Annotated in this window: 13 protein-coding genes; 7 read left to right on the top strand and 6 right to left on the bottom strand. The window is 67.7% G+C overall.

Translation table 11 applies throughout. The features are described 5' to 3' along the window. Positions 1–3 precede the first annotated feature (3 nt). Both ACSAMQ_RS02120 and ACSAMQ_RS02115 read right to left on the bottom strand, forming a co-directional pair. Positions 4–537, bottom strand: a complete 534-nt coding sequence (locus ACSAMQ_RS02120) for a hypothetical protein (protein WP_435394061.1) — start codon at positions 535–537, stop codon at positions 4–6. A gap of 308 nt (positions 538–845) precedes the next feature. After that, positions 846–2,642, bottom strand: a complete 1,797-nt coding sequence (locus tag ACSAMQ_RS02115) for an alpha/beta fold hydrolase (protein ID WP_435394060.1) — start codon at positions 2,640–2,642, stop codon at positions 846–848. 337 nt (positions 2,643–2,979) lie between these two features. Here ACSAMQ_RS02115 and ACSAMQ_RS02110 point away from each other — a divergent pair, with 337 nt between their 5' ends. Together ACSAMQ_RS02110 and ACSAMQ_RS02105 are read left to right on the top strand one after the other, a co-directional pair. Next, positions 2,980–3,552, top strand: coding sequence for a hypothetical protein (locus tag ACSAMQ_RS02110; protein WP_435394059.1), 573 nt, complete (start codon positions 2,980–2,982; stop codon positions 3,550–3,552). A gap of 345 nt (positions 3,553–3,897) precedes the next feature. Next, on the top strand, positions 3,898–6,327 hold the full coding sequence (locus tag ACSAMQ_RS02105) for a S8 family peptidase (RefSeq protein WP_435394058.1): 2,430 nt from the start codon (positions 3,898–3,900) through the stop codon (positions 6,325–6,327). Positions 6,328–6,428: 101 nt separating this feature from the next. Here the strand turns inward: ACSAMQ_RS02105 and ACSAMQ_RS02100 are convergent, their stop codons facing one another. Both ACSAMQ_RS02100 and ACSAMQ_RS02095 read right to left on the bottom strand, forming a co-directional pair. Further along, on the bottom strand, positions 6,429–7,592 hold the full coding sequence (locus ACSAMQ_RS02100; protein ID WP_435394057.1) for a M23 family metallopeptidase: 1,164 nt from the start codon (positions 7,590–7,592) through the stop codon (positions 6,429–6,431). A 568-nt stretch (positions 7,593–8,160) separates the two neighbouring features. Then, positions 8,161–8,589, bottom strand: coding sequence for a VOC family protein (locus ACSAMQ_RS02095; protein ID WP_435394056.1), 429 nt, complete (start codon positions 8,587–8,589; stop codon positions 8,161–8,163). Positions 8,590–8,942: 353 nt separating this feature from the next. Here ACSAMQ_RS02095 and ACSAMQ_RS02090 point away from each other — a divergent pair, with 353 nt between their 5' ends. From ACSAMQ_RS02090 to phaZ7, 5 genes are all read left to right on the top strand, one after another. Next, the gene (locus tag ACSAMQ_RS02090; RefSeq protein WP_435394055.1) at positions 8,943–10,052 is read left to right on the top strand and encodes an alpha/beta fold hydrolase; all 1,110 of its coding nucleotides are present in this window, start codon (positions 8,943–8,945) and stop codon (positions 10,050–10,052) included. 153 nt (positions 10,053–10,205) lie between these two features. Beyond that, positions 10,206–11,657, top strand: a complete 1,452-nt coding sequence (locus ACSAMQ_RS02085) for a DUF2235 domain-containing protein (protein WP_435394054.1) — start codon at positions 10,206–10,208, stop codon at positions 11,655–11,657. Positions 11,658–11,709: 52 nt separating this feature from the next. After that, complete coding sequence (locus tag ACSAMQ_RS02080) at positions 11,710–12,123, top strand: hypothetical protein (RefSeq protein ID WP_435394053.1); 414 nt, start codon at positions 11,710–11,712, stop codon at positions 12,121–12,123. A 394-nt stretch (positions 12,124–12,517) separates the two neighbouring features. Then, positions 12,518–14,146: a proprotein convertase P-domain-containing protein gene (locus tag ACSAMQ_RS02075; protein ID WP_435394052.1), complete on the top strand. Its 1,629-nt coding sequence runs from the start codon at positions 12,518–12,520 to the stop codon at positions 14,144–14,146. 402 nt (positions 14,147–14,548) lie between these two features. After that, the gene (gene phaZ7 / locus ACSAMQ_RS02070) at positions 14,549–15,724 is read left to right on the top strand and encodes an extracellular native short-chain-length polyhydroxyalkanoate depolymerase PhaZ7 (protein WP_435394051.1); all 1,176 of its coding nucleotides are present in this window, start codon (positions 14,549–14,551) and stop codon (positions 15,722–15,724) included. Between the two features lie 41 nt (positions 15,725–15,765). Here the strand turns inward: phaZ7 and ACSAMQ_RS02065 are convergent, their stop codons facing one another. Both ACSAMQ_RS02065 and ACSAMQ_RS02060 read right to left on the bottom strand, forming a co-directional pair. Next, positions 15,766–16,449, bottom strand: a complete 684-nt coding sequence (locus tag ACSAMQ_RS02065) for a class I SAM-dependent methyltransferase (protein ID WP_435394050.1) — start codon at positions 16,447–16,449, stop codon at positions 15,766–15,768. Between the two features lie 402 nt (positions 16,450–16,851). Beyond that, positions 16,852–17,238, bottom strand: a complete 387-nt coding sequence (locus tag ACSAMQ_RS02060) for a YciI family protein (protein ID WP_435394049.1) — start codon at positions 17,236–17,238, stop codon at positions 16,852–16,854. Between the last annotated feature and the right edge of the window lie 53 nt (positions 17,239–17,291).

Below are 17,291 nucleotides of genomic sequence, written 5' to 3'. Positions count from 1 at the left end.
CGGTCAACCGCCGGTTTCGCGCAAGTCGATGCCGTGCTGCTTGGCGTAGGCCTTCTGCGCCGCTTTCCAGGCGATGGCCTTGCTGTCCACCTCGCCGATCAGGCGCTCCATGTCGGCGCTCAGCGAACCGAACTGCTGGTCGCTGTAGCCGTCCGGCAGCTTGCCCATTTCTTCCAGCTTGGCGAACGCGGCGTCGACGCTCTTGAGATAGTCGAGCATGCTCGCGTGCAGGGCGGCGGCATCCTCCGGCGGCGGAAACGCCTGGGTCACGGTGGTGTTGGCGGCGAGTTCGCGACGCAGGCCGGCGAACTGCGGCTGATAGCGGCTCATGCCCTTGCGTTGCTGCAGCACCTGGCTGAATTCCTCGGCGCGATCGCCGCCGAGCCAACGCACCGCCGGGGTGCTCGCCGAGTTCCATACCGAAACGTTCTGCAGCAGGTATTCCTCGGCGGTCAGGGTGGTGCGCCCTCCACTGCTGCAGGCCGCAGCGAGCAAGGCCAACAGGCAAATCGACGCGAAGCGATAAAATTTCTTCAAGACAATGTCCTTTTGTTGAGGTGAGGTGCTTCCGATGCGAAGCGCCGCCGAAGCGCCGCCTTGGAGCTCGGAGTAAGGCATGCGCGGCCTGGATGGTACCGTGCGCCGACACGCGCTGTGCTGCCGGGAAGACCCGGCGGACGGGATCGGTGCGAGCGGACGATGCGCGAGCGAGAACGTCGCGGAGGGAAACCAACCAGCGACCGCGGCACATGGTAACTCGACGGGCAAGACAGCGACGCCGATGCAGCCGGCGCGGCGATTGCCGCCCGATTGGGCAAGCCCGGCCGTTGAGCCCCAACCGCTCGCTAGACCCGCGTCACCACCAGCCACAGCAGCAACAGATACAGCGCGAACGAGAAGCCGGTGGCGAAGGCCTGGGTGGAAGGCGCCAGGCCGAACAGGCCGATCGCCAGCGCGATGCCTTGCCACAGCGCGTACGCCAAGGCGATCAACGCCAGCCACACCAGCGGCGGACAGCGACCGAGCAGCTTGACGAGCCGGTTCTGCCGCCGCGGCACCGGCTGGATCTCATCCATGTCCACGCGCCCGTCGATGATGTAGCCGGCGATCACGTTCCATACCGATTCGACGATCGCCGCACCGTGCCCGCCTTTGACATAAGTCACCTGGCTGACGCCGGTATCCGGCTGCGAAAGCACGAATCCGTCGTGACCGGCGCTGCCGAGGTCCTGCAGCCTGAAAAGCTGGAAGAACTTCGGGAAGAACGCCACCACCCAGTCGCCGGTGGCAACGAAGTTGAGCACGCCGCGGACCCTCGGCTGTGGGCCGCCGAGGAAACGCCGCCAGTCGTAGTCGCGGCGCACCACGCTGCCGGCGAACACCACCCGCTCGAACCGACAGCAGGGGTAGAGCTCCAGCGCGCGAGCCAGCAGATAAGTACCGTTGCTGTGCCCGACGTAGGAAAACCTCGCGTTCGGATAACGCGCCAACGCTTCGGTGTACTGATCCATCAACCATTCCACTTTCTGCCGCCGATACCACGGAAACAGGAACGGCAGCATCGGGAAATAGCCGTAGCTGGAGGTCTCAGTGGCCCAGGTCGCCAGGCGGTCGCCGGCGCGCTGCTTGATCCGGCGCGCGATCTTGTGGGTCCAGTAGCCGACATCGCGGATGCCGTGCATGACGAAGACCACGCGCTCGATGCTCTCGTCGGGCGCGGCGAAACGCTCGTCGGACGGCACCACGGCTTCGCGCTGCAGCTGCGCGAGGTCGGCCTGCAGGGCCAGCACGAAGGCGCGGGTGCGGCCCGCGCCGACGATCGGGTCGGCCATGTCGATGATGTCGGCATGTCCGGAGTGCGGCACGTCGAGGTAGACGAAATCGCCTCCCGAGACGAGGTCGACGTTGTCTTCGGGCGCGACCATGTCGTCGCGCGAGCCCAGCAACTGGATGGTCAGGGCGCTGCCCGGCGCCGCCGGTGCGCGGGTCTCGCCCTGCCGGGACGCACCGGCGCCGCTGGCCCGGCGTCTCATCAGCAGCCACTGGATACGCAGCTGAGTGATGAATTCGGCGCCGCGGCGAAAACCGAAGATCAGGGGCCAGCGCCGGCTGACAGCGTGGACGACATGGCACAGCAAGGCGCCCAGGCTCCAGATGGGCGCGTTTACCAGGCTGAGATGATGCGACACCCGCCAACCGCGGTTCATGCCGGCCAACAGCACGATCCGCGACACGCAGCCGGCCCAGGGCCGCGCCGGAACCGGCGCGGCCTCGTCGACGGTGGCCGGCCGGTACTCCGCTTCGAACGGCGCGCCTTCGACCTCACCGCAGGCCACTACATACAGCTTGCGCGCCAACAACGCGCCGAGGCTGTGTCCGACCAGCACGATAGAGCCGTAAAGCGCGTCCTGGGCCTGCGCCTGGGCGTATCTGCGATCGATCTCGGCGAGCAGGCCGGCAACGATCCGGTTCGGGTCGGCCATCGACAAACGCGAGGTCGGCAGTTGGGGACAGTAGATCTCCGCGTCCGGCCAGGTGGCGCGAACCAGCGCCTGTACCGATTCGAGCCTGGCCGCGGTATGCATGTAGGCGTGCAGCAATACCACCAGCGTCCGCGGACGCTCCCCGACTTGCGCGTTCATCCCGCCCCCTGGCTGAGTAACGATGCGGCTCCGCGTCCTCGCCGATCGAGCCCGCCGATTCATTCAACGAAGAAGCCGGCGGACTCCGGTCAGAACGGTCGGTCGAAAGCGCACGGATGGAACAACCGGAACGCGGCGAACGCGCAGTAAATACGCTGCAGCCGGCAATCCGCGCTCGACGCGCGCGAGTGCGAGTGCGAGCCCGGGCCCGAACGAATCGCTCACCATCGTCCTCGCGCGTCGCGAATTGGCTCCATTGCTCGTCGACCGATTGGGCCTGCATTGGAACCGCCGGCGCGCCTAAGGTCGCCGTCGTCCCAACCACCGAGACAAGACGATGACCCACCGCACTCCCCGCCCCGCCCGCACCTCGGCGCTGATCGCCGTATCCCTGCTCGCCCTGTCCACCGCCAGCACCGCGTTCGCCGCCGGCTCTGCGCCCGCCGCAACTGCAGGCGCCCCACCTTCAAGCGACGCATCTGCAAGCGCCGCGCCGCAAGCCGCCGCATCGGGCTGGGTCGGCGACATCCTGACCCGGATCTGCGCCCGCCAGTTCGACATCGCCCAGCGCATGGACATGGAATCCTTCCGCGACTACGACGCCGAGACCTTCCGCGCCGTCCACGACGAACGCGCCATCACCGTGTTCGACAGCGGCGGCGTGCGCATCGGCCTCGACGCGATCATGGCCGCGCTCGCCAGCCACTTCACCAACCGCGAAGCCAAGTGGAGCTGGACCGAACGCCATCGCGTTGTCGACGGCTGCAACTCGGCCTACATCCTGTACGAAACCGTGTACGAGATCCCGCGCATCGGTTATCGCCAGAAGGCCCTGACCGGCGTCACCTACACCCACGACGGCCGCAAGTGGCTGGCGATCGCCGACCAGGGGACCAAGCTGCCGCCGTAATCGGAACTCAGGCGGCGGACCGATCCGCGGGAAGCACTGCGCAAAGGCGGCCACGGCCGCCTTTGCCTCGTCGGCGATCCGGATTTCGCACCCGGCGCCCCGATGCAGGCCGCCGCATTTCCGATGCGGCCGGCGGCGCCAGCGCCCGGGTGGCCGCCGGCTTCGATTCTTGGCGTTCGCTTCCGGTGAGGAGCCGCGCGCAGCGTCTCTTCGGCGGCCGCGGGGGGACGGCCGGCCACTGGTCCTCACGGCTCGCCCTGTTTCAACGGCCGCAGAAACACGGACGTCCGCATGCGTCATCGCCAGCCAGCGCGCAGGACTGCGGCCGACACCAGGAGAGGTACGATGAAATCCAGACACTGCACGTCCGCGCTGCATTGCGCGGCCGGTCCGACGCGCCCGCCGCAACATCCGCCTACCGCATCGCCGACACCGCGCTACAGCGGCTTCGTCATCCTGCGCTTGTCCGAACGCATCGCGCCGGGTGCCGACAAGGACCTGCGCAGCCTCGCACGCAAGCACAAGCTCGTGGCGCTGGCCAAGTTGCTCGAAGAAGCGGCGATCGAATTCACCCGCCCGGTGATCCGCAGCGTCGATGCCAAGCGCCTGATCGAAATGGAGCGCCGCGCCGCGCAATCGCCGTTCCCGCCGCTGCGCAGCCTGACCGGTTACTGGCGCCTGGATCTGCGCCACCGCCCCGACGACGCCGAAGCCCTGGTCGCACGCCTGCGCCGGCTCGCCGAAGTCGCCGACGCCTACCGCGAACTCGACGTCACCGATCCGGTCGACGACGCCGACGATCCCTATTGCGCCGGCCAGGATTACCTGGACGCCGCACCGACCGGCATCGACGCGCGCTGGGCCTGGACCCAGGCCAACGGCACCGGCGCCGGCATCGGCGTAGTCGATCTCGAACAGGGCTGGTTCCTCGACCACGAAGACCTGGCCGGGCACGCGCCCAGCCTGATCTTCGGCGACAACCGCGACGGCGTGGGCACTTACAAGGGCAACCACGGTACCGCCGTGCTCGGCGAGATCGCTGGCATCGACAACACCCTCGGCGTAGTCGGCATCGCCCCCGACGTGGCCTCGGTGCGGGTGACTTCGCATTACGACGCCGGCACCGATACCGCCCTGCACGTGGCCGACGCGATCGTCGCCGCGCTGCCGACCATGGCGGCCGGCGACGTGCTGCTGCTGGAAGTGCAGCGCGGCGGCGCGATCCTGACCGAAGTCGACAACGCCGACTTCGATGCGATCCGCCTGGCCAGCGCCCTGGGCGTGATCGTGGTCGAAGCCGCCGGCAACGGCAGCAACGACCTGGACGCCTACACCGACGGCGGGGGTTTCCAGGTGTTCAACCGCGCCAGCGCCGACTTCCGCGACTCCGGCGCGATCGTGGTCGGCGCGGCGCTGTCGCCGCTGCCGCACAACCGCGCCGGCTTCTCCAGCTTCGGCTCGCGCGTGGACTGCTATGCCTGGGGCGAGAACGTCACCACCTGCGGCTACGGCGGCCTCGACGACGGCGGCGGCGACGACAACCGCACCTACACCGCCGGTTTCAACGGCACCAGCTCGGCCTCGCCGATCGTCACCGGTGCCGCCCTCATCACCCAAGGCATGTACGCCGCGGCGACCGGCACGCGCCTGTCGCCGGGCCAGATGCGCAGCCTGTTGTCCGACCCGGCGATCAACACCCCGCAAGGCGGCGGCGTGGCCGGTGCGATCGGAGTGATGCCGGACCTGCGCGCGATCATCGAAGACACCCTGGGCCTGGTGGCCGACGTCTATCTGCGCGATGCGGTCGGCGACAGCGGCGCGGTGCCGTCCACCGGCGCGATCAGCTCCAGCCCCGACGTGATCCTGCGCCCAGACCCGGTGGCCAACCCCGATGCCGCGTTCGGCGAAGGCAGCGGCACCGAGAACAGCAACACCCTCGGCCACGAAGCCGAGACCGGGCAGGACAACTACCTCTACGTGCGCATGCGCAATCGCGGCGCCGCCGACGCCGACGATGTCCGCGCGACGGTGTACTGGAGCCCGGTCGCGACCTTGCTGACCCCGGACCTGTGGAACCTGATCGGCACCTCGGCGCCGGTCGACGTGCCGATGGGCGACACCCTGGTGGTCGCCGACGCCATCACCTGGCCGCAAGCCGACATACCCGCGCCCGGCCACTACTGCTTCGTCGCCAGCCTCGACCATCCCGGCGATGCGGCGCCGCCGCTGCCGCCGGGCCCGCCCAACTTCGACTGGGACTCTTTCCGCGACTACATCCGCGCCCACAACAACATCACCTGGCGCAACTTCAACGTGGTCGATCCGCCGCCGGACCCGCAGGCCATCCTGGCGCTGCCGTTCTTGATCACCGGCACGCCGGATCGCGCCCGGGCTTTCGATTTCGAGATCGTGCGGCGCCTGCCCAGGGGCGTCACCGTGCAGTTGGAACTGCCGCGCGACCTCGCCCGCCGCATCGGGGCCGGGGTGCCATGGAAGGTGGAGATGCCGCGCAAGGGCGATCGCGCCACCGTCGTCTTGCCGAGTCTGCCGCGCCTGCCCCTGTGCGGCCTGTCGCTGCCGCGCGGCGCGCGCTTGCCGGCGCGTTTCCTGCTGCGCGGGGCCAGGCCCGAGCAGATGCAGGGCGCCAGCATCGCCATCCGCCAATGGTTCGAAGGCGAGGAAGTCGGCCGCATCACCTGGCAATGCAGGCGACGCGGCGACGCCGGCCAGCCCAGGCCGCCACGCGGCAAACCGGTCGCGGCGAAGAAGCGCTAGTTACCGATCGCCGGATCGATGTAGGAAGATCCCGCCCGAAGCCACGGAGCTTCGGGCGGGGGCGCACAACGCCGGCGCGTCGCCGGAGCGAGCCCGCCGGCTCAGGGGTTGGTGAAATAACCCGAGCAGTAACGCGAGCCGTTCTTGCTCAGATAGAAACGGCTGCAGTTGGTGTCGTAGCTGCTGCCCAGCGCGGTGATCTGGAAGCCCGACAGATACACCCCGTTGAGGTGATAGTGACTGCCGTTGTACTTCAGCGACCAATGCTCGTGCGGCCCGGTCGAGGCGCCGCCGTTGCACAAGGCCTGCGCCCGAGTGTTGGCCGGATTGCCGACCCGGCTGTTGGCGGCGACGCTCGCGCCGGTGCCGTACTGCAGGTTCATCATGTGGTAGTAGGTGGTCGACCAGCCGCCGCTGTGCACGATTTCGGCGAAACACGAGGAATGGCGCTTGAACGAGCCGCCGGCCGAGGCCGACACCCAGTTCGAGCTCTGGTTGCTGCCCCAGCCGCCGCCGCGCGACATGTCCAGCGACGACATCGGATAATTGCCCGAGCCGGTATTGGTATGCGCACCGCCCACGTGCCAGGATTGGCCGCGCGGATACGGGAACTGCAGGAAGCCGTTGGCCGGCCCGGCCAGGGCGTTGACGTCGCTGGTGTCGGCGAAACGCGCCGACGGCGCGGCTGCCTTGCGCGGCTCGTTGAACAGGCGGCCGTAGACCTGCTGGAACTCGCCGTCGCCGCGCAGCGCGGCGCTGGCCTGGCTTTCGCCGGCCTGCAGGTACAAGGCCTGCAGCGGGTTGGCGCGCGCCAGCGGCACCCGCCCTTGCGGCGCCAGGGAAGCGTCTTCCTGTTCGTACAGGGCCTGGCGCAAGGCGGTGGCGACCTCGCGGGTCTGGCCGTTGAAATCCTTTGCCGTCGACAGCTTGCCGAACGGGCGGCGCATCGCGTCGGCGCTGGCGCGCTGGCGCGAGACCACGCCGCTCTGCTGCTCCATCAGCGCGATCAACACCTTCGGGCTGATGCTGCTGTAACCGGCCCAGTGCGAAATCGACTCGCTGTGACGCACCAGGTGCGGCGCGTGTTTGGCCAGGTAGGCCGCGGTGTCGAAGTCGAACATCTCGTCGTAGGAATACACCAGGTCCTGGCCGCTCAGGCCGGCCGCGACGGTCGCATCGCGCCCGCCGGCCGTCGCCGCGCCGCCGATGACCGCCGCGATACAGCCGGCCAACAAACCCAGTCGTGCTTTCGAAATCGCCTTCATCGCATCGTTCTCGTCGATTGAGGGGTGGCGTGCATGCCCCTGTCCGCAACGACGGATCCGGCATCGAGTGCAGTGCGCTTTCTCGCTCGCATCGGCCACCCTGAGTGATGCGATGCCCCGACTCTAGTGGCCGTCTATGCCGATGTCGTGCGATCGGAGCGCGGTTGCTCACTTGCGGTGAGACTGGCCTTGCACTTCCTTCATTTCGAATCGTCATATACACGCGCGGCGCCGTGGCGATATTCGATGTCATTCGCGTATCGAGTTTCATCGCCGGGAACAGGCCTCGGACAGGCCGCGAACAGGCTGCTCACAAAGCACATTAATTCGTCTTCGCGATATGCCGCTGCGCTGCCTGAAAACGCTGTGGGCGGTGTTTACCGCACTGCAGGAGCGCGTATTCATCGCCGGCACTCGACCCGGTTTTTCCGGATGAGAAACCAGTTGCGTTCGGACGTGACGATGGGCGTGCGCGTTCCGCATCATCGCACCGGCCATCCCCATGCCGATCCCCTGTTGGCGTGGGGCGCCAGGCGGACTTGTTGTTGCCGCGAACCGCCGGCCCGCCTCAGAACGTGATCTTCACCGACGCAGCGCTGCGCTCGGCCTCGCCGTGATACACCGCCTCGATGTTGTTGCCGTCCGGGTCGAGCACGAACGCCGCGTAATAGCCGGGGTGATAATCCCGGCCGCCCGGCGCGCCGTTGTCCTTGCCGCCGTTGGTCATCGCGGCGCGATGAAACGCATCGACCATGGCCCAGTCCTGCGCCTGAAACGCGATGTGGTGGCGTCCGGTCAGGCGGCCCTGGGCCGCAGGGCTGTCGGCGGTGGACACGAACAGCTCGTCGGCCCAGAAATGATCGTCGCCGCTGCCGGCGATCGGCACCTTCAGGGCGGCGAAGACCGCGGTGTAGAACTTCCGGCTCGCCTCGATATCGCTCACCACCAACTGGATGTGGTCGATCAAACGGCCGCGGTGCAGTTCCTGGGTTTCCATGGCGCTTCTCCCGTCGTCGTGTCGTCGTCGTGCCCGCCCGCCGGGAACGGCGGATCGGGCCAGAATCCTTGAGCGTTTTACGACCCGCATCAACAAACCTGGGTGAAGACCGCGTTGCCGGCACGGCACGCCCGGTGGGACGCAGCCCCTCGCTTGGCCTCGCCAAGGCCGGTAGCCCTGCGCCTGTCCGGATCCGCTGGACCGGGGCCGGGTCTGCCGGATTCGACCCGCGGTGCAACCGCTGGCGCCATCGCCGCATCACTTGCACCACGCAGCAGGGAATCGGCCTGGCCGGCCCGCAGCTCGAACGCCCTCGCCGCGCGCCCTGTCGATCACCGCTCCGGAAACCGCCCATGAAAACGATGCCCGCTCTGTTCGCCCTGCTGCTGTCCGTTCCCGGCTTCGCCCTGGCCGAGGAATGCAAGAACACCTCGGACTACGAGCGCGCCCGCGCGGTGATCCAGGACCTGAGCCGCATCGTCGCCCCGAACGGGGTCCAGGAGGCCTATGCCGCGCGCATCGGCGGCATCGACCAATGGATCAGCGTGCGCGGCCAGGACAAGGCCAACCCCATCCTGTTGTTCGCCCACGGCGGCCCGGCCTCGCCGCTGATCCCGACCATGTGGCAGTTCCAGCGCCCGATCGAGGAGTTCTTCACCGTGGTCAACTGGGACCAGCGCGGCGCCGGCAAGACCTTCGCCTCGCACAACCCGCAGGCCTACGCCGACACCCTGCAGGTGGAACGCTACGCCGACGACGCCATCGAAATCGCCGAGTACGTGCGCAAGCGTTACGGCAAGCGCAAGGTCGTGCTGGCCGGCCACAGCTGGGGCACCATCGTCGCGATGACCGCGGCGCTGAAGCGGCCGGACCTGTTCCATGCCTATCTCGGCGTCGGCCAGGCCATCAACGTCCGCGAGAACGAGCGGATCAGCTTCGACTATGGCCTGCAGCAGGCCAAGCTCCACGGCAACGCTGAGGCGGTCAAGGAAATGGAGGCGATCGCGCCTTACCCCGGCGACCGTCCGATCACTCGCGAGCGCATCATCGCCGCGCGCAAATGGTCGCAGCACTACGGCGGCCTGAGCGCGTACCGCACCGAGTCGGCGTACTTCTACCGCGCACCGCTGTTGTCGCCCGAGTACAACGACTGCGACCGCGCCGCGGTCGACCGCGGCAACGAATTCACCCTCGGCCGGGTGCTGCCGGAATTCGTCACCGTCGACTTCAGCCAGGTGCGCGAATTCCCGATCCCGGTGGTGATGTTCATGGGCCGCCACGACTACACCACGCCGTCGCAGCCGACCGCCGACTGGCTGGCCCGGGTCAAGGCGCCGTACAAGCAGGGCGTGTGGTTCGAACACTCCTCGCACATGATCCAGTGGGAAGAACCCGGCAAGGTCCTGGCGAGCCTGCTGGCCTACGTCCGCCCGCTGGCCAAGGACGATGCGCCGCCGCAGTAAGCGGCGCAGCGAAGCCGGCGCCGCTGCAGCTTCGAAGCCGGCGCTGGCGACAGCCGCCGGCCCCGTCCCGTCGCACGGCCATGGCCGACCGCCGCCCCGATCCGCGTTGCAACCCATAGCCAGAGAGCTTCGGGGAAGAACGCGATGTCGGCCGTGGACCGATCGAAAAACATCCTCATCTTCGCCGACGGCACCGGACAGGCCGGCGGGCTGCGACCGGACCAGCGCCTGAGCAACGTCTACAAGCTGTACCGGGCCACCCGCAACGGGCCCGAGAGCCCGATCGATCCGGCCGAACAAGTCGCCTTCTACGACGCCGGCCTGGGCACCGACGCCGATGCCGGCCACGTCCGCCTGCGTTTTTTGCGCGGCCTGCGCAAGTTCTTCAGTTCGGCGATGGGCACCGGCATCAGCACCAACATCGTCGAATGCTATGCGGCGATCCTGAAACACTACGAACCCGGCGACCGCATCTATCTGTTCGGCTTCAGCCGCGGCGCCTACACCGCGCGCTGCGTCGGCGGCGTGCTCAACCTGTGCGGCGTGCCCACGCACGGCGCGGACGGCAAGCCGATCCCGCGCTACGGCCGCGGGCTGATGCGGATCGCCCGCGAAGCCGTGCTGCAGGTCTACGAACACGGCGCCGGCAAGGACCGCGGCAAGTACCTCGCCGAACGCGAAGAGCAGGCCCGGCGCTTCCGGCTCAAATACGGCTCCGATATCGACGGCGAATCGAACGTCCCGGCCTATTTCATCGGTGTGTTCGACACCGTCGCCGCGCTCGGCGCCAAGGGCTTGTTGCGCGCCGTCATGGTCTCGCTGCTGGTCGCGCTGACCATCCTGGCACCGTGCGCGGCCTTGTACGGGTTCGGTCTTGGGCGCTATATCGTCCCCTACCTCGGTGCGCTGGTCCTGGCCGGCGTCTACCGGTTGTTCAGACAGCACTATCGCTCGATCCGCGATTTTCCCAACCCGGGCGACTTCCGCTGGCATATCGCCGGCTGGCGCTCGGGTTTTTACGATCGCCTGCTCGGCCGCCGCGTGCGTTACGCGCGCCATGCGCTGTCCATCGACGAGCGCCGCGCCGACTTCGCCCGCGTCGAATGGGGCGTCAAGGGCCAGCACGTCGAACACCCGGCGGGCGAGCCGGAGTGGCTGCGCCAGGTCTGGTTCGCCGGCTGCCATTCCGACATCGGCGGCAGTTATGACGAAGACGAATCGCGGCTGTCCGACATCGCGCTGTCGTGGATGCTGGAACAGACCGCCGAACTGCCGCATCCGGTGCTGGTCGACCGCAGCCGCCTGCATCTGTTCCCCTGCGCGGGCGGCATGCAGCATTGCGAGATCCAGCGCCTGCTCGAGCGCTATCCGGACTGGGTGCCGCAGGCGTGGCGCATCGGCTGGAAGCCCAAACCGCGGATCGAAGCCCGCGGCGCCCCGCTGCACCGCAGCGTGCTGGAACGTTTCGAGCTGGCCGCCGTACGCCACTGTGGCGAAGTCCGCCCTTACCGCCCGGAATCCTTGGCCCTGGACGCGCGCCTGGCCCGCTATTACGCGGCGGCCGATGCCGTGTCGTGCCCCGCGCCGGCGCCGCACCTAACTTGACAGCCTCGGCATTCTTATCGAGCCTAACCGCCTACACACGGAGGCGATCGATATGCATGTTCGACCGGCGGCCCTCGCGGCCATGATCATCCTGGGGCTCGGCGCCCTTTCCGCTCGCGCACAGACCGCCGTGCTGAGTTACAACGAAGTCGCCGCCGAGTACGCCGCGAACCCGGAGGCCGCGGGCAAGAAATACGACGGGCGCCGCCTGGCCTTCTCCGGACAGTTGATGCGCATGGGCTCGGAGCCCGGCGGCACCTACTTCGGCGCGATCGCCGAGGACGGCGCGATGTTCGACACCGCCTTCGAGGTCGCCGACCAGGAGGCGCTGAAGGCCAAGTTCGAGGGCAACGAAATCAAGCCGTTCCAGAAGTCCTCGACCGTGGTGTTCGAGTGCACGAACGAAGGCAATGCAGGCACCGTCGTGCAGGGCCTCAAGCTGAGCCAGTGCCGCGTTACGAAGTAAACCGCCGCCGCTGCAAGCCGATCCGGCCGGGCTCCGATGAGCCCGGCTTTTTTGTCGCTCGAGTCAGAGCAAACCAAGCCGCTCTGGAGTAGGAGCGGCGCGAGCCGCGACCGCGCAACCGGGACGATCGCTGCGCGGCAGCGATCCAAGCGACGGTGCAGGCGACCGGTACCGCGCAATCCCGGGACTCATCCCCTGCGACGCCCCTGCCCTACAGTGCGTGGGGACATGCTCAGGACCGCCCCTCGGTCCGCCCTCATGTCCCGTCGCTCCGGGGCCGACGACCGTCTCGAACGCGCACGCCCGCCTCCGCGGACGGCGGCTTCGAGCGTGCCCGGTCGCGCGCCGGCACGACGCCGATCGCACCTCCCGACCATCACACCAAGGACCAGGTATGAAGCATACGCAGCTGAAGAAAACCGCCCTCGCCACGCTGGCCCTGTCGCTGGCCCTGCCCGCGGCCGCGCAGACCACCTTGCGGGTCCCCGCGGACTACCCCACCATCCAGGCCGCCATCAACGCCGCCGTCGCCGGCGACACCGTGCTGGTCTCGCCCGGCAACTACCCCGAACGCCTCAACTACGACGGCAAGGCCATCGCCGTGATCAGCGAAGGCGGCCCGGCGACGACCATCATCGACGGCGGCAGTGCCGGCAACGTGCTGGTGTTCGACAGCGGCGAAGGTCCCGCCGCGCGGCTGGAAGGCTTCACCATCAGGAACGGGCGCGCCAGCTTCGGCGCCGGCATCGACATCCTCGCCGCCTCGCCGAGCATCGTCGGCAATATCTTCGACAGCAACACCCAGACCTCGGGCGGCTACGGCGCGGCGATCGGCGGCAACGGCTCCTCGGCGCTGATCGAGCGCAACATCTTCCGCAACAACAGCTGCGACTCCCAGCACCTGTCCGGCGTGATCACCTTCGTCAACGGCTCCTCGCCCGACATCGTCAACAATCTGATCGTCGACAACCCCTGCCGGGCGATCACCATGACTCTGCCGGCCGGCAACAGCCCGCAGGTGTCCAACAACACCATCGTCGGCAATCGCACCGGCATCAAGGTCAGCGCCCAGGTCAACTCGAACCTGCACCTGTACCAGAACAACATCCTGGCCGGCAACGCGGTCGGTTTCGAGATCGTCAACGGCACTGCGGCGAACCATCCGCTGTTCAAGCACAACCTCGTCTTCAACAACACCAGCAACTACCTCGGCGTGATCGACCAGAACGGTCTCAACGGCAACCTGTCGGCGGACCCGCTGTTCGTCGGCCCCGCCACCGGCAACTACCACCTCGCCGCCGCCTCGCCCGCGGTCGATGCCGGCGCCAACGCCGACTTCCTGCCCGCGACCGACATCGACGGCGAAAAGCGCCTCATCGACGGCAACGGCGATGGCGCGGTCATGGTCGATATCGGCGCCGACGAACTCAAGGTACTGTACCCGCCGGTCGCCGACTTCCAGGTCGTCACCGACGCGCTCAAGGCGAGCTTCACCGACGCGTCGAGCGATCGCGACGGCGTCATCGCCTCGCACCTGTGGGATTTCGGCGACGGCAGCCAGTCGACCCAGGCCCATCCCGAACACAGTTATGCGCGCAGCGGCAGTTACACCGTCGCCCTGACCGTGACCGACAACGACGGCGCCAGCCACAGCGTCAGCAAGCAGGTCGCGGTCGGCGGCCAGACCGTGTTCGAGAATGCCGGCGATTATCCGATCCTCGACCTGCGCAGCGTCGAAAGCCCGATCGTCGTCAGCGGCCTGCCCGGCAATGCCCCGGCGACGCTGAAGGTGGCGGTCGACATCAAACACACCTTCATCGGCGACCTGCGTGTCGACCTGGTGGCGCCGGACGGCAGCCGCTACACCCTGCACAACCGCAGCGGCGGCAGCGCCGACAACCTCATCAAGGCCTACACCGTGAACGCCTCCAGCGAAACGGCCAACGGCACTTGGAAACTGCTGGTCAACGACAATGCCCGCGCCGACGTCGGCAAGATCGACCGGTGGAGCCTGCAGTTCTGATGAATGCCGCGCCGCCGGCGCGACAGATGCGTTCTGGGCTTTGATGGCAGGCGCATTGGGAAGGGCGCAGGGAGGTTATTCGCTGCGCCCTTTTTGATTCGGAGCCCTTCAAGATCCTGCCCGTGGCGCCTGCCTGTCTGTCCGGCCGCTACATCTCAGGGGTCGATTGTTCGATAATCCGCTGCGATTCCTCGGCACGGCGGCGCACTTCACGGTTGGTGTCGGCAGGCTACATCGTTGCGACTATCGGTATCGCGCCTCCCGGCCCGCCAAACGGCGGCCGGCTGCTTGAACGCCCGGCATCGCCCTTTAGTGCAATACCCAAGCCCATCGGGCGGGTCCAGCATCGGTCCGATCCGGCGCCCGTCGCCGTCGAACCGACATCCTGGGGAGGGAGCACTCATGTTCCGCATCGCGCTGAAGTGGGTTCGCCTCGGTCCATCCGATTCCGTCGACGGTCGCAACCGCGCCAGGGCGCTCGCCATGGCGGCCGTGCTGCCGATGCTCGGCAGCCTGGCCCTGCTTGCCCCGTCGACGGCCCGGGCGCTCGATTGCGGCAGCAACAACGGCTATACCTGCCAGGGCACGGCATCGCAGTACGCAGGCGGTTTCAGCCCCGGCGTGGGCAGCGGCGGATTCGGCGGCGGCGATTGCATCGCCACGCGCACGCCGGTCGTTTTCGTCTCGGGCAACGGCGACAGCGCGCTCAGCTTCGACATGCCGCCGGCCGCGGTGAACGGCTACGCCGCACCGGCCCATTCGATGTACGACGAACTCAAGGCGCGCGGTTACAACGACTGCGAACTGTTCGGAGTGACTTACCTGGATGCGCAGGAGCGCAGCTCGCCGCAGTACAACTATCACCAGCCGGCGAAGTATCAGGTGCTCAAGACCTTCATCGACAAGGTCAAGGCCTATACCGGCCGCAGCCAGGTCGACCTCGTCACCCATTCGCTGGGCGCGTCGATGTCGCTGGCGATGCTGCGCTATTACGGCTATCAAGCCAATGTACGCCGCTTCGTCAACATCGGCGGCGGCTTGCGCGGCCTGCAGACCTGTCTCAGTACCGGCTATCAGTCGCCGTACGCGCCGACCTGCAACGCCGAGGCCTACGTGTTTCCGTACGACTACTACACCTTCGGCCTGTACCCGAGCAGCGGCGTCGCCTACTACGGCTACAACCGCTGGACCGGCAGCGGCAGCAACAGCCTGCGCGCGATGCCGGCGATGTACGGCTCGATCGCCTTCTACAGCATCACGGCCGGCCTGCACGACCAGGTGCAATGCTTCACCACCAGCTATTCGGCCGGCTGCAGCAATGGCGCCCTGTTCAATGCTGCAAGCAACGTCAAGGCGCAGGTCGACATCGGCGTGGGCAGCACCGCTTATGCCTACGATTGGGACTGGAGCGACGGCAGCCCCTACAACGCCGGCGGCGGCGACACCAGCAACGGGGTCGGCCACTTCCGCTCCAAGACCAATGCCGGCCGGATCGTCTACAACATGCTGGCGACGACCTGCACGACCGGTTGCGCGAACGGATATGTCGGAGTCAACGGGCCGGCGGTGAATCGCTGACCCGGGGCCAGTTCGTCAGGCTCGCCGGTGCCGCGTTCGTCTCAGATCTGGAACCCGCCGCGCCCCGCGCCGCCGCCGCGGCTGTAGTGCAGCAAGCGGCCGCGATGCGGCGGCTCGTCGGTGTCGTTCATCGGGCAGCGCCGTTCTTCGACCGAGTAACCCTGGGCGAGCATCAGCCGAGTGAAGCGCGCGCTGTTGCCGCGTCCGGGGTCGGTGATGAGCACCTGCGCATCGTCGAAGGCGTGCCGGGCGATGACTTCGCCGATCACCTCGGCCTGGTCGCGTTCGTACAGCACGTCGCTGGCGATGATCAGGTCGAAACGGCCGAGCGTGGGCAGCGCAGTGTCCCAGCGCAGATGCCGGTAATGCACCGCCGGCAATCCGTTCAAGGCGGCGTTGTAAGACAGGAAGGGTTCGGTCAGCGGGTGCACGTCGCTGGCCACGATATTCGCCCCGCGCCGCTGCAACACTAGGCTGGCCAGGCCGATCCCGCAACCGAGTTCGAGAATGCGCTGGCCGCGGATGGCGAAACGGTGCATGGCCTGCGCCAGCAACTGCCCGGCCGGCCAGACCTGGCCGAACAGGCTCCATTGCGCGGCAGAGATGCCCAGGCGCTCGCCGTGGCCGTCGGGGTCGCTGAACTGCTGCAGGTCGCTCAGCACTCGCAGCCCCCAGGCGTCGCCGCCTACGGTCAACGAGAGTCGACGGGTGGTATAGCCCGGCACCGGCCGCTCCCGAGTGGGCGTCCCCCTGGATCAGGGCGATGACGCGTGAAAGGGAGCGAAGCGAGCGATCAGGGATCGGTCGGGCGAAACGCGCGATTGGAACGGCTTACCGTTGCATCCTACACCTGTCAGGCGGGCCGTGAGGCCAACCCCGTAGAACGCCGGACCCGGTTATAGACCGGGGTTTACCGGAATCGTCCTGGCCAGGCAGCAGGTCGACAGCCGTGCAGGGCTTGCGGCCTCAGCGACGACCCCGGCCGCTGAGCGCCCGCTCGTCGTCCTCTTCGACCGGGCGGGCCACTCAACGAGCACTGATCGGTTCGAACCGAACGATCCAGTCGATTGGTCCGACTCGACCGCCAGCTGTGTCAGTCCGCTAGTCGATCGAGTCAGTTAGCAGGCTCAGTCGGCCCGCACCGGCTCCCCGCCGCAACCGCCGTCGCCGTCGCCCTGCAACTGGCGCAACTCGCACTCGATGTCCCAGCCGTCGCCATGCACTTCCAGGAAACGGCGCGTATGCGCGATCGCTTCCTCCTTCGAGGCCGCCTCCAGCAAGGCATAGCCGCCGATCACTTCCTTGGCTTCGGTGAAGGGGCCGTCGGTCGCGGTGATCTTGCCGCCGCGCAGGCGCAGGCGGACGCCGTCGGCACTCGGGGCCAGACCGGCGGTGCCGATCAATACCCCGGCCCGGGTCATTTCTTCCATTAACTTGCCCATATCCGCCAGCAACCGCTCGCTGGGCGGTTCGCAAGTGGCCTCGTCGATCCGGATCATCGAAAGAAAACGCATGCAGCTCTCCTGGTGGTCGCGATGGAGCGCGGCGGCCGGAACTCCGGCGCATG

It is taken from the genome of Lysobacter sp. 1R34A (genome assembly GCF_051217035.1).
Classification (GTDB): domain Bacteria; phylum Pseudomonadota; class Gammaproteobacteria; order Xanthomonadales; family Xanthomonadaceae; genus Lysobacter.
The sequence above is the reverse complement of the archived record's forward strand: the minus strand, read 5'-3'. Positions and strand labels throughout refer to the sequence as shown.

Excerpts from the sequence above, each read along its gene's own strand:
- ACSAMQ_RS02115 (WP_435394060.1), bottom strand. The coding sequence starts at position 2,642 with ATGAACGCGCAAGTCGGGGAGCGTCCGCGGACGCTGGTGGTATTGCTG.
- ACSAMQ_RS02110 (WP_435394059.1), top strand. The coding sequence starts at position 2,980 with ATGACCCACCGCACTCCCCGCCCCGCCCGCACCTCGGCGCTGATCGCC.
- ACSAMQ_RS02105 (WP_435394058.1), top strand. The coding sequence starts at position 3,898 with ATGAAATCCAGACACTGCACGTCCGCGCTGCATTGCGCGGCCGGTCCG.
- ACSAMQ_RS02100 (WP_435394057.1), bottom strand. The coding sequence starts at position 7,592 with ATGAAGGCGATTTCGAAAGCACGACTGGGTTTGTTGGCCGGCTGTATC.
- ACSAMQ_RS02095 (WP_435394056.1), bottom strand. The coding sequence starts at position 8,589 with ATGGAAACCCAGGAACTGCACCGCGGCCGTTTGATCGACCACATCCAG.
- ACSAMQ_RS02090 (WP_435394055.1), top strand. The coding sequence starts at position 8,943 with ATGAAAACGATGCCCGCTCTGTTCGCCCTGCTGCTGTCCGTTCCCGGC.
- ACSAMQ_RS02080 (WP_435394053.1), top strand. The coding sequence starts at position 11,710 with ATGCATGTTCGACCGGCGGCCCTCGCGGCCATGATCATCCTGGGGCTC.
- ACSAMQ_RS02075 (WP_435394052.1), top strand. The coding sequence starts at position 12,518 with ATGAAGCATACGCAGCTGAAGAAAACCGCCCTCGCCACGCTGGCCCTG.
- phaZ7 (WP_435394051.1), top strand. The coding sequence starts at position 14,549 with ATGTTCCGCATCGCGCTGAAGTGGGTTCGCCTCGGTCCATCCGATTCC.
- ACSAMQ_RS02060 (WP_435394049.1), bottom strand. The coding sequence starts at position 17,238 with ATGCGTTTTCTTTCGATGATCCGGATCGACGAGGCCACTTGCGAACCG.